The sequence below is a fragment of the Noviherbaspirillum soli genome (assembly GCF_015352955.1).
Taxonomy (GTDB): domain Bacteria; phylum Pseudomonadota; class Gammaproteobacteria; order Burkholderiales; family Burkholderiaceae_D; genus Noviherbaspirillum_A; species Noviherbaspirillum_A soli.
This window is the reverse complement of the sequence record NZ_JACYOX010000032.1, coordinates 15,762-27,791: the sequence shown is the minus strand read 5'-3', so window position 1 is coordinate 27,791 and position 12,030 is coordinate 15,762. Positions and strand designations below refer to the sequence as shown.

Sequence of the window (12,030 nt, the reverse complement as noted above, 5' to 3'; positions counted from 1 at the left end):
AATGAGCTCGCCGCCGTTGCCGCCGGATGCGCCGCAAGCCGTGCCGCTGGTGCAGGTGCTGGCGCCGTTTGGCCAGGATGCGCAGGTGATCACCGGCGTCATCGAAGGCGCCGGCGCGCAGGCGCTGGTCTGCGACAGCGTGGCGACGCTGTGTGCGCACTTTGGCGACGACATCTGCGCCATGGTGCTGGTCGAGGAGGCGCTGGAAGCGGATCTGCCGGCGCTGATGGCCTGCCTGCGCAGCCAGCCGCCGTGGTCGGACATACCGATCGTGCTGCTCAGCGGCAGCCGCGGCAGGGCGGGCAGCAGCGCCCGCTGGTCGCTGTTCAATGAGCTTGGCAATGCCACCGTGCTGGAGCGTCCGCTGCACCAGCAAAGCCTTCTGATCGCCATCCGCGCCGCGCTGCGCGGCCGTGCATGGCAGCGGGTCGTGCGCGGCCAGATGGCGGAACTGCGGGCGGCTGCCGAGGAGCTGGAACAGCGCGTAAGGGAACGCACCGACGCCCTGTATGCGGCCATCGAGGAAAGGGAGCACCTGGAACAGGCCCTGGCCGAAGCCAGGCGGCTGGAAGCGATCGGCCGGCTGACCGGCGGCGTGGCGCATGACTTCAACAACATCCTGCAGGTGATCTCCCTGTCGTCCACCCTGCTGGGCCAGACGCCGGCGCTGGATGCGGCGCGGCGCGAACGCGCGGTGCAGGCCATCCAGAGGGCAGCCCGGCGCGGCGCCAAGCTGACCCACCAGCTGCTTGCCTTCGCGCGCCGCCAGCCGCTGCAGCCGCAGGACATCAGCGTGCGGCGCAAGCTGCTTGGCATGCGCGACGATCTTCAGCAGGCGCTGGAGGAGCGGATCAGGCTGTCGCTCGACCTGCCCGGCGAGCTATGGAACGTGCGCGCCGATCCGACCCAGCTGGAAGCGGCCATCCTGAACCTGGCCATCAACGCCAGGGAGGCGATGCAGGAAGGCGGCGCGCTGGACATCCGCGCGCAGAATGCACACCTGCCGTCGCCGGCATTTCCCAAAGCGTCCTCCCTGGAGGGCGAATTCGTCATCATCTCGGTCAGCGACACGGGACCCGGCATGCCCCCCGAGATCGCCAGCCAGGCGTTCGAGCCTTTCTTCACCACCAGGAAGGACAGCGGCCAGGCCGGGCTGGGCCTGAGCCAGGTCTATGGCTTCGCCACGCAGTCAGGAGGCGCCGTGTGGATCGGGGCGACCACGGCCGGCGCCGCAATATCGCTGGCGCTGCCACGCAGCCTGTCGGCCACCTCGACCACGGATACCGATGCGGCATCGCCGCCGCCATCGCCGGCCTGGTCCGGACTGCGCGTGCTGTGCGTGGAAGACAACGATGCCCTGGCCGAAGCAACCACCACCGTGCTGCAGCAGCTTGGCTGCCAGGTGGAGCGGGCGGCCTGCGCCGAAGAGGCGCTGGTACAGGACCTTGCGCGGTTCGACCTGGTGTTTTCCGATGTGTCGATGCCGGGCCGCATCGACGGCATCGACCTGGCGACCTTGCTGGCAAGGCGACATCCCGGCCTGCCGGTGCTGCTCTGCAGCGGCTACATGATTGCGCCCGAGCGGCTGGAGCATGCAGGCGCGGTGTTTCTGGCCAAGCCCTACACCATGGGGGAGCTGCAGGCAGCGATTGCGCATTCGATCACGCGGCGGGGCGGTACCGCGTCGAGCGGGAGCCGCAGCTGACTGGCCTTGGCTGGCTGCCTTACGAGAAATGCAAGGACAGCGGTGTGGCTGAGTCTCGCAACACGAAGGAGATCCGTCAAAAATTTAAATACCTCTTTAATATTTCAATAAAACTTATATAATCGCGGCCATGAATTCCACCGCCATCATTGCCGCGCTGAACGCGCTGGCGCATGAGCATCGTCTCGCGGCATTCCGCCTGCTGGTGCAGGCCGGACCCGAAGGGCTCAATGCCGGCACCATCGCTGCCGGGTTGGGCATGTCGCCCGCCGCCACATCCTTCCACCTGAAGGACCTGGTCCGTGCCGGGCTGATACAGCCGCGCCATGAAGGCCGGCAGATCTTCTATTCGGCCCGCTTCGAAACCATGAACGGCCTGGTGCAATACCTGACGGAGAACTGCTGCGGCGGCGATCCGTGCCTGCCGGACTGCGCGCCTGCCTGTGCGGCCGATGCCGGCACCGCATCCTGAACCACACTCGATCCCTTCATCCACTGGCGCCATCATGTCTGAAAAAATCCATAACGTCCTTTTCCTGTGCACCGGCAATTCAGCCCGCAGCATCATGGCCGAAGCGCTGGTCACGACCCTGGGCCGGGGCCGCTTCCAGGGCTATAGCGCCGGCAGCCGGCCCGGCGGCAAGGTCAATCCGCATGCGATGGAACTGGTGGAGAAAGCCGGTTATCCAGTCGACAGGCTACGCAGCAAGAGCTGGGACGAGTTTGCCGGGCCGGATGCGCCGCACATGGACTTCATCATCACGGTATGCGACAACGCCGCCGGCGAGGCCTGTCCGTACTGGCCGGGCCATCCGGCGACCGCGCACTGGGGCTTCGAAGACCCGGCGGCGGTGGAAGGCAGCGATGCGGAGAAGCGTGCTGCCTTCGCCAAGGTATATGGGCAGATCCGGCAGAGGATGGAGGCATTCCTCTCCCTGCCACCAGATCTGCTGGACACGCCGGCCATCAGGCAGAAACTCGCCAGGATAGGCGCGAGCCCGGTATGACGTTGTCGCGCAGGCTGGTTGGCGAATTCCTCGGCACGGCGTTTCTGCTGGCGGTCGTCATCGGCTCGGGCATCATGGGCGAGCGCCTTGCAGGCGGCAATGTCGCCGTGGCGTTGATGGGCAATACGCTGGCAACGGGTGCCGGACTGATTGCGCTGATCCTGACCTTCGGCCCTGTTTCAGGCGCCCATTTCAACCCCGCCGTGACCCTGGGCGATGTGTACTTCGGCCATATCCACTGGCCGCATGCGCTGCTGTATGTCGCCGCGCAGATTGGCGGCGCCTTTGCCGGCGTGGCGGCCGCCCACGGCATGTTCGGGGAGGCCCTGTTCTTCGCTTCACAGCATGCCCGCACCGGGCCGGCGCAGTGGTGGAGCGAATTCATCGCCACCTTCGGGCTGCTTGCCGTGATCATCAGCTGCTCGCGCACCAGGCCGGCGGTCACGCCGTTCGCCGTGGCTGCGTATATCACGGCGGCCTACTGGTTCACTGCCTCGACTTCCTTCGCCAATCCCGCCGTCACCCTGGCGCGCGCCGCCTCGGATACCTTTGCCGGCATCCGTGCGCAGGACACGCCGGGTTTCATCGCGGCGCAATTGCTGGGCGCCGCCGCGGCGGTCATCACCTTCAAATGGCTGTTTTCCGCGCAGGGGCAGCCAGTCACCCCCGGACATCAACATGAATAGCGACCTGTCGAACCTGCCCAACATCAGTGGCCCGCATCTGGATCTGCCCACCCTGGACAAGCTAGCGCCGGCGCCGGCGCCAGCCTTCAGCCACCCGCCGCGCATCCTGCTGCTGTACGGCTCGCTCAGGCCGCAGTCCTACAGCCGCCTGCTGACCCTGGAAGCAGAACGGCTGCTGCGGCATTTCGGCGCCGAGACCAGGGTATTCGATCCGCACGGCCTGCCCATGGTGGACAGCGTCACGCCCGACCATCCGAAAGTGCAGGAGCTGCGCACGCTGTCGGCGTGGTCCGAAGGCCAGGTCTGGTGCAGCCCGGAGCGCCATGGAGCGATGACCGGGATCTTCAAGTCGCAGATCGACTGGCTGCCGCTGGAGATCGGCAGCATCCGGCCGACCCAGGGCCGCGCGCTTGCGCTGATGCAGGTATGCGGCGGTTCCCAATCGTTCAATGCGGTGAACCAATTGCGGGTGCTCGGCCGCTGGATGCGGATGGTCACGATCCCGAATCAGTCCTCGGTGGCCAAGGCCTATCAGGAATTCGATGACAGCGGCCGGATGAAGCCTTCGGCCTACTATGACCGGCTGGTGGACGTGATGGAAGAGCTGTACAAATTTACGTTGCTGGTACGCGACCGTTCGGATTACCTGACCAGCAGATACAGCGAACGCAAGGAAGCCATGCCGGTGACGGCGCATGCGCTGGCTGCAGCGGCGATGCGGCATGAGACAGTGGCGGACGAGACCAGGGATGACCTGGAATAGTATGGGGGTTTTGGCCTTGCCGGCGGGCTGGTGCGTGGTTGGCGCAGGGGCTTGGGGAAGTTGAACGGGCAGGAGCAGGAGCAGGAGCGGGAGCAGTTGCAGTTGCTTTTGAAGTTGCCGTTGCTGTTAAGTCCCGTTGATCGCGCCATGACGGCGATGCCTGAAGCGGATAAGGTGCGGCGTCTGTCAGAGCGCCGCGCAGCGTAGCAAGTTTAGCCGCACCCCGCTTCAGGCATCGACGGCACTGTCGATGCGCGTACGTCAACCGCAACCGCAATGGCTCCAGCCGTTATCCATTAGAGCGAATTTGGCCAGACTAGCCTCATGCCGCAGGTTTAGGCGCGGCGCACCCTGCATCCTGCACATACCCCTGATGCTGTAGGGTGGAATACCCCGAAGGGGCATTCCACCATACGTGGACCAGCGAAGGTCCTTGAGATGGTCTTTGCGGTATGCGGCCGCGTGCAATGCCCTTCGGGTATTGCACCCTACTAAGCCTCGGGCGACTCTTCCAAAGGCAATCCTGCTTGGCCGGTGGATGCCAGTCAGGCTGGAAATGCGCTAGCCCGCCGCGCGTAATCCAGGCTTCCCCGTTCAACAAGGTTGTGACCAGCAATGCCCGCAGCCAAGGCCCCGGCGTGCGCTACGCCCTGGCCTCCACCCCCTAACTCATGATCCCGATCTGCCAGGGCACGAACTCGTTGTCCCCCAGGCCCAGCAATTCACTCTTGCTGGCCTCGCCGGACGCCGTGCGCAGCATCAGTTCAAAGATCCTTTCCCCCATCGCCTCGATCGACATCGAACCGTCCAGGATCTCGCCGCAGTTGATGTCCATGTCTTCCTCCAGCCGCTGATACATCGGCGTGTTCGTCGCCAGCTTGATCGAAGGCACCGGCTTGGCGCCAAACATCGAGCCGCGGCCGGTGGTGAAGGCGATCAGGTTGGCGCCGCCGGCGATCTGGCCCGTGGCCGATACCGGGTCATAACCCGGCGTGTCCATGAATACCAGGCCCTTGGCCGTTACCGGCTCGGCATAACGATAGACCGCCATCAGCGGGCCGGTGCCGCCCTTCATCGATGAGCCCAGCGACTTTTCGAAGATGTTCGCCAGCCCGCCGGCCTGGTTGCCGGGGCTGACCTGGCCGTTGATCTGCACGTCGCGCCCGACCGAATAGACATCCTTCCACCAGCGGATGCGCTCAAGCAGCTGTTCGCCAACCTCGCGGTTGGCCGAACGCCGGGTCAGGGTGTGTTCCACGCCATAGATCTCGGGCGTTTCGGACAGGATGGCGGTGCCGCCATGGCGCGCCAGAAGATCCACCGCCGAACCCAGCGCCGGATTCGCCGTGATCGAGGAAAAGCCGTCCGAGCCGCCGCACTGCAGGCCCACGCACAGGTGGCTGGCCGAGACGGTCTGGCGCTGTACCCGGTTGGCTGCCGGCAGCAGTTCCCGGACCGCCGCCACGCCGGCTTCGATGGTCTTCCTGGTGCCGCCGGTGTCCTGCATGACGAAGGTGCGCAGCAGCGGGCCGGCTTCCAGCCGCTCGTCCGCCAGCAGGCCGTTCAACTGGTTGCGCTCGCAGCCCAGGCCCACCACCAGCACTGCCGCCAGGTTGGCGTGGCGCGCATAGCCGGCCATGGTCCGCCGCAGCAGCGCCATCGGCTCGCCCGTCATTTCCATGCCGCAACCCAGTGAGTGGCTGAAGGCCACCACGCCATCGACATTCGAATAGTCGGCCAGCCGCTCCGGCGTGAACCAGTCGGCAATGCGGCGCACCGCGGTGGCCGAGCAATTGACGGTGGACAGGATGCCGATGTAGTTGCGCGTGGCGACGCGGCCATCGGCGCGCACGATGCCCTGGAAAGTCGCGCGCTGGCCTTCGGGAAGGTAGTCGACGGGCGCGAACTCGGATGCATGCGCATAATCGCGCTGGAATTCGCGGAACTCGGTGTTGTGGCCATGGACCAGCGTGCCGGCCGGGATGTCGATGGCCGCAAAGCCCACCACCACGTTGTACTTGCGTATCGGCTCATCCTTGCGGATCGGGCGCGAGGCGATCTTGTAGCCGGCCGGCACCTGGCTGCGGCTGACGAAACGCTCCGCCGGCACTTCCATGCCTATGCCGATGTCGGTACGCGCGACCACGACGTTGTCGCCCGGATGCAGGCGGATCACGGGGCCGAGGAATTGCTTTTGCGAGGTTTCTATCATCTTTCTCTCCGGGTCAGGCATGGCCATGCGGATATCCGCTGGCCGCGATGCCGATTATTTGCCAGCACGATCCGAAATAAAAATTGATAATTCTGATGAACCTATTCGAATGCCAAATCAATCAGTCGCCGACCTGACAAGCCATGGACATTTCAACCCGCCACCTCAAGGCGTTTCTGGCGCTTGCCGAAAAGAAGAATTTCACACGCGCCGCGGAAGCTGCCCATCTGTCGCAGCCCGCGTTCAGCATGCTGATCCGCAGCCTCGAACAAAACCTGGGCGTGCGGCTGTTCGACCGCGGTACCCGGCGCGTCGAACTGACGGTGGAAGGCGGCGCCTTCGCCAGGTCCGCCACGCGGCTGCTGGCAGAGTTCGATAGCGCGCTGGCCGAGATGCGCGACTACACCGCATTGCGCACCGGCCGGGTCGCGGTTGCAGCGCTGCCTTCGATCGCAGCCTGGCGGCTGCCGCCGGTGATTGCCCGGTTCAGAGCGCGCCATCCACAGCTGGAACTGGCGCTGCGGGACGTGACTGCCGATGACTGCCTGGACCTGCTGCGGCGCGGCCAGGTCGACTTCGCGCTGACGGCCGCGTTGCCGTCGACCGAGTTCGAGGCCGAGCCGGCATGGCCGGATTGCTTTTTCGTGGTGTGCCCGCCGGGCCATCCGCTGGCGGGCAGGCCGGCGGTCCATGGCACCGATCTGCTGGATTACCCGCTGGTGCAGCAGGACCGGTACAGCAGCATCCGGCAGCAGATCGACGCGGTGATGTTCCCGCAGCGGCTGAAAACGGCGATGGAAGTATCGACCATGGCAACCGCTGCCGGGCTGGTTGCCAGCGGCGTCGGCATTGCGATTGTGCCGGCGGTGGCGATGTTTCATTTCCAGAACGCGGACGTGGTGAAGATCCCGCTGTCCGACCCGGCGTTCCGGCGTCACATCTGCATCGTGCGCCAGCGCGGCCGGCAGGATTCGATCGCCGCCGCGGCCTTCCTGGCGATGCTGAAGGCCGACTGAACGAGAGCAAGCAAGTCGCTGTGGAATGCGTTCAGACTACGGCGCTGGTACGGATCACGGTGACGCGGCTGATCAGGAATTGCCCGTCCACCACGACGCGGTGCGGCACGCCGGTGACATTGAAGCCCGGCCCTCCATCATCCAGCCATTGTTGTGCCAGCGTGTCGAATTCCTGCGGTTTCATGCGCAGCATCTGCGCGCTGACAACGAACTGCGCGCCCGGTTTCTGCTTTCTGACAAATGCATCGATGGATGTCATCGCTTTTCCCTCATTCGTGAACTTGGACGCCAGTGTAGCGGCCATGCCGCAGCGGTGTTGATATCCTTCAAAGGTGGGCCACTCCCTGGCGGTTATGCAGCCCGGAGGAAGTAGGATAGAATTCGCGACGTTCCGGCTTTTCCGGCGCTTGAAGCGCAAAACCCCGCCTGATCCATTGCATGCGGGGTTTTGCGCTTTTATATGACTGAACTTTGGAGTAATTCATGGCAACAGCAGCAAAAAAAGAGAGCAAGCCAAACGCGGCGTTCATGAAGCCCGTGACGCCTTCGAAGGTGTTGGCTGAAGTGGTCGGCGCCGAGCCGATGCCGCGCACCGAAGTCACCAAGAAAGTGTGGGACTACATCAAGAAGCATGATCTGCAGGATGCGGCCAACCGTCGCATGATCAATGCCGACGCCAAGCTGGAAGCTGTCTTCGAAGGCAAGAAGCAGGTCTCCATGTTTGAAATGACCAAGCTGATCTCGGCACATCTGAAGGCCTGAGGCACTGCCGCCGCTGTGCCGCGCTCCGCGCGGCAGGCGGCCCGGCCTTCACAAGAGGCTGCATGAAATATCCCGTCACGCCCGATGGGCGTTACTTCGTGGTGCGCGGCAGGCTCTGGCGTACCAGCAATCCGGCATTGCCGCCAGAGCGCCGCAGCGCTCTCACCCGTGAGCTCATGCGCGCGCGCCGGGCCGTGGGTGTGGCGCTGCGTGCCGACGACGCGGACGCGTTACATGCTGCGAGAGCGCAGGTCGATGCGGCCAAAATAGCGCTGGGCGAGCGCGGCCCCGTCTGGTGGACCGATGACGCGCCCGATTACAACCGGCACCTGGTCAAAAATTCTCCTTACCGCGACTGGTACGACAGTCTCGCCGCGCCGGCCTGATGGTGCTTGGCGTCCATGTCTCATTCCCTTCTTGCCGACATCGTGCTGACCCTGCATGCCGCGGTGGTACTGTTCATCGTCGGCGGGCTGGTGCTGATTTTCGCCGGCAACCAGGCGGGCTGGCGCTGGGTCAATGGCTGGTGGTTCCGGCTGGCGCATCTTGCGGGGATCGGCATCGTGGTCGGGCAAGCCTGGCTGGGCCTGGACTGTCCATTGACCACGCTGGAAGTCTGGCTGCGCGGCCCGGGTGAAACGGGCAGCCATGCAGACGGCTTCATCGCCTACTGGCTCGGCAGGCTCCTTTACTATCGGCTGCCTGCCTGGATTTTCGTGCTGGCCTACAGCGTCTTCGGCGCGCTGGTCACGCTGGCATGGTGGCGTTATCCGCCGGTGCGGCGGGATGCTGGCGGCGGCTAGCAGGCTGTTGAAGAGCGAATTCCCGGTCGCTTATCCGAAGGTGATCTAGCACAGATCGCAATGCGCATGCGCAAGGGCGAACAGGCTTTCCAGGCTGACCGGCTTCTTCAACACGCTGCAGCCGTAATCGCGCTCGACATCGGCGATATCGGCCGCGGCCGACACCACCGCCACCGGCGTTTGCGCCAGCGGCGCTGTGTGCTTTCGGCGCAAGGTTTCCAGGAACTCCCAGCCGTTCATCACCGGCATCATCAGATCCAGCAGAATGAGGCAGGGCTGGCCATTCTGCTCGATCTGGCGCAAGCCTTCCCTGCCATTGCTGGCGGTAAAGACGCGGAAACCCTCCATCTCGAGAAGATCCTTCATCGTCTCGCGCAAGTCGGTGTCATCTTCAATCACAACGATGTGCTTGCATGGCATCCGTCTCTCCGTTTCATGTCGGTTGCGTTAATGTTTCACGGACGCCGTGGCTGGGCAGGCGCACGCGGAAGCGGCTGCCCAGTCCCAGGCGGGAACTCACCGTGATGCTGCCTCCCAGAGCCCGCACGATCTGGTCCACCAGGGCCAGGCCCAGGCCAACGCCGGGCAGACTCTTGTGCTGCACCGGCTCGAGCCGTTCGAACGGCTGGAAGATCCGCGCTGTATCAGCTTCGTCAATGCCCTGCCCGGTATCAGTCACTTCAAACACGTGTGCGTCACGTTCCATCATCAATCGGACCGTTACAGCACCTTGGCTGGTGAATTTCAGGGCATTGGATATCAGGTTGGCCAGGACGATGCGCAGCAGTCGGGCATCGCTGACAAGGGGCGGCAGGTCTGTCTGCTGCGGCTCAAGCGACAGCGTCACTGCGCCGGAAACCTGGTCGGCATGCGCGGCCAGCACTTCATGCACGATCGCCGCGACATCGAGCGACTCCGGACGCGCCTCGATTTTCCCGCTTTCCAGGCGGGTGTGTTCAAGCAGGCTTTCCACCAGCCCGGCCAGTTGGCGCGTCGCGCGCGCCATGCGTTGCAGGCGGGTGGCGGCAGGGTCGGGCAGGCCGCCGCTGCGTTCCAGCAACTGCACATTCATGTCGATGGTGGCGATCGGCGTACGCAATTCGTGCGAGACCATGCCGAGAAACAGTCCCTTGACCCGGTTTGCGCGTTCAGCCTGTTCACGCGCCACCTCGGCCGCATCGCGCGTGGCTTCGAGTTGCCTGTGCCGCGTCACCAGCTCCGATGCCAGCGCCTCGATGTCCAGCGAGGCGCTGGCCAGCGCGCCGCGCAGCTGGTCGCCTGCACGCTTGGTTGCTACCAGGTTTGCTGCGCGCGCCAGCAGTTCCTGCGGCAGGAAGGGCTTGGTCAGGTAGTCCTGCGCGCCACCGCGCAGCAGCCTTACCCGCAGGTCATCACCGGCCTTGGCGCTGAGCAGCAGGATGGGCGTGGCGGCGGGCGTGTCGCCGCTGCCGCGTATGGCCTTCACCAGCTGCTCGCCGCTCATCAGGGGCATCATGATGTCGCTGACGACCAGATCGGGCTGCAGCTTCCGGAAGCGCTCATAGCCTTCCTGGCCGTCCGCGGCGGTGACCACGTTGTAGTGCTGCGCCAGCGTGTCGGCCAGGAAGCGGCGCATGTCCTGGTTGTCTTCCACCACCAGCACCGATGGCCGCTGCGGACGCGGCGCGTCGGGCTGCTCGACCGCTGCGGCCGGGCCCAGCTCCTCCAGCTCCTCCAGCATGGCCGACAGCGCCAGCCGGGTGGCGGGGCTGGCTGCGGGTGGGGCATTCCGCACGGCGGCATTGGCATTGGCGCTCAGCGGCAGTTGCACCGTAAGGCGGGCGCCGCCGGCAGGACTGGCATCAACCTTCACCGAGCCGCCATGCAGCCCGACCAGGTCTTTCACGATGGCCAGGCCGAGCCCGGTGCCGCCGTATTGCCGGGTGATGCTGCCATCGGCCTGGCGGAAGCGTTCAAAGACCAGTTCGCGCGCTTCTTCGGCGATGCCGGGGCCGCTGTCGTCCACGGTGAGCAGCAGATGGCCGGCGTCGCGCGCGAGCCGCAGGATCACTTCGCCGCCTATTGGCGTGAACTTGAATGCATTCGACAACAGGTTGATGACGACGCGCTCGATCATGTCGGCATCGGCTTCGATCAGCATGGCTTCATCGGCCACCACATCGAAGCGCAATTGCCGCTGCCTGGCAATCGGCTCGAACTGCGCCGCGAGTTGTTCGATCCATGGCTGCAGTTCTACCCTTGTCCGATGCGGTTGCATTTCACGCGATTCCAGCTTGGTGATGTCCAGCAGGTCGTTGACATGGCGCAGCAGGCTGCGGCCATTGCGGGTGATCAGGTCAAGTTCATGGCGCTGCTGCTGGTTCAGGCCGGCATCTTCGCGCATGCGCTCGGCCGGACCCAGCATCAGGGTCAGGGGCGTGCGCAGTTCATGCGAGACATTGGCAAAGAACTGGGTCTTGAGTTCATCGAGCTCCTTCACCTTGCGGTACAGGGCTTCCAGTTCGGTGTGGGCACGTTCCAGCTCCACGCGGCGCTCTTCGGAGAGACGGGCCGCCGCCACGGTTTGCTCGATTTGCGGCCGGATATACAGCAGGCCGATGGCGGTGGCAACCGATGCGGCCGCGGTGGCAAGCTTTACCAGGCCGTCCAGCAGGTAGTCCGGATGCCATACCGTCCATATCTTCATGAAGTGGGTGATGCCGCACAGGCCGATGAACAGGCCGAAGGCTATGAACACCGGGCTGAAGGGCAGCCTGATTTTCCGCACCAGCAGGTAGAGGACAAAGGAGATGCCGAGATAGGCAATGCCGATCAGCGCATCCGACACCACATGCATCCACAGCAGGCTGGGTATCCAGAGATAACAATGCCCGTGGGGCATGAATGCGCTGCTTTTTTCGGAAATTTCGCTAAGCCAGTTTGCCATGCATTCTCCGCGGGATTCGTGGGGGGCGTACAAGCTTTGGGTGGGTGGAACGGCGCCGGGAATTGATTATACGGCTTGATGCGATCTGGCAAGGGAACGCAATGGGGATGACGCTGCGCGCCATCCTCGACAAAAAACCCGCTTGCAGGC

At 64.5% G+C, this 12,030-nt stretch carries 13 protein-coding genes; 9 read left to right on the top strand and 4 right to left on the bottom strand.

All coding sequences use genetic code 11. From position 1 onward, the window contains the following. Position 1 precedes the first annotated feature (1 nt). From IGW04_RS19380 to arsH, 5 genes are all read left to right on the top strand, one after another. Complete coding sequence (locus tag IGW04_RS19380; RefSeq protein WP_194714743.1) at positions 2–1,705, top strand: response regulator; 1,704 nt, start codon at positions 2–4, stop codon at positions 1,703–1,705. 130 nt (positions 1,706–1,835) lie between these two features. Continuing rightward, positions 1,836–2,177: an ArsR/SmtB family transcription factor gene (locus tag IGW04_RS19375; protein ID WP_194714742.1), complete on the top strand. Its 342-nt coding sequence runs from the start codon at positions 1,836–1,838 to the stop codon at positions 2,175–2,177. Between the two features lie 34 nt (positions 2,178–2,211). Beyond that, the gene (locus IGW04_RS19370; protein WP_194714741.1) at positions 2,212–2,712 is read left to right on the top strand and encodes an arsenate reductase ArsC; all 501 of its coding nucleotides are present in this window, start codon (positions 2,212–2,214) and stop codon (positions 2,710–2,712) included. Beyond that, positions 2,709–3,398, top strand: a complete 690-nt coding sequence (locus IGW04_RS19365) for an aquaporin (protein WP_194714740.1) — start codon at positions 2,709–2,711, stop codon at positions 3,396–3,398. Before IGW04_RS19370 ends, IGW04_RS19365 begins: the two co-directional genes overlap by 4 nt. Further along, on the top strand, positions 3,391–4,161 hold the full coding sequence (gene arsH / locus IGW04_RS19360; RefSeq protein ID WP_194714739.1) for an arsenical resistance protein ArsH: 771 nt from the start codon (positions 3,391–3,393) through the stop codon (positions 4,159–4,161). The genes IGW04_RS19365 and arsH overlap by 8 nt, the downstream gene beginning before the upstream one ends. Positions 4,162–4,825: 664 nt before the next feature. Here arsH and IGW04_RS19355 read toward each other — a convergent pair. Further along, positions 4,826–6,373, bottom strand: coding sequence for a UxaA family hydrolase (locus IGW04_RS19355; RefSeq protein WP_194714783.1), 1,548 nt, complete (start codon positions 6,371–6,373; stop codon positions 4,826–4,828). 143 nt (positions 6,374–6,516) lie between these two features. Here IGW04_RS19355 and IGW04_RS19350 point away from each other — a divergent pair, with 143 nt between their 5' ends. Then, a complete protein-coding gene (locus tag IGW04_RS19350; protein WP_194714738.1) occupies positions 6,517–7,389 on the top strand; it encodes a LysR family transcriptional regulator in 873 nt (290 codons plus the stop codon). A gap of 31 nt (positions 7,390–7,420) precedes the next feature. Here the strand turns inward: IGW04_RS19350 and IGW04_RS19345 are convergent, their stop codons facing one another. Beyond that, positions 7,421–7,648, bottom strand: coding sequence for a hypothetical protein (locus IGW04_RS19345; protein ID WP_194714737.1), 228 nt, complete (start codon positions 7,646–7,648; stop codon positions 7,421–7,423). Between the two features lie 224 nt (positions 7,649–7,872). Here IGW04_RS19345 and IGW04_RS19340 point away from each other — a divergent pair, with 224 nt between their 5' ends. The 3 genes from IGW04_RS19340 (at position 7,873) to IGW04_RS19330 (ending at position 8,954) form a co-directional block, all read left to right on the top strand. Continuing rightward, positions 7,873–8,151 (top strand): SWIB/MDM2 domain-containing protein, encoded by a 279-nt coding sequence (locus tag IGW04_RS19340; RefSeq protein WP_194714736.1) that lies wholly within the window; start codon positions 7,873–7,875, stop codon positions 8,149–8,151. Positions 8,152–8,213: 62 nt separating this feature from the next. After that, a complete protein-coding gene (locus IGW04_RS19335) occupies positions 8,214–8,537 on the top strand; it encodes a hypothetical protein (protein WP_194714735.1) in 324 nt (107 codons plus the stop codon). A gap of 15 nt (positions 8,538–8,552) precedes the next feature. Next, the gene (locus IGW04_RS19330) at positions 8,553–8,954 is read left to right on the top strand and encodes a DUF2784 domain-containing protein (protein ID WP_194714734.1); all 402 of its coding nucleotides are present in this window, start codon (positions 8,553–8,555) and stop codon (positions 8,952–8,954) included. A 45-nt stretch (positions 8,955–8,999) separates the two neighbouring features. On the opposite strand, the gene IGW04_RS19325 is transcribed toward IGW04_RS19330, so the two are convergent. Then, entirely contained in the window at positions 9,000–9,374 is a 375-nt protein-coding gene (locus IGW04_RS19325) for a response regulator transcription factor (protein WP_194714733.1), read from the bottom strand. Between the two features lie 13 nt (positions 9,375–9,387). Beyond that, positions 9,388–11,835, bottom strand: coding sequence for an ATP-binding response regulator (locus IGW04_RS19320; RefSeq protein ID WP_194714732.1), 2,448 nt, complete (start codon positions 11,833–11,835; stop codon positions 9,388–9,390). Between the last annotated feature and the right edge of the window lie 195 nt (positions 11,836–12,030).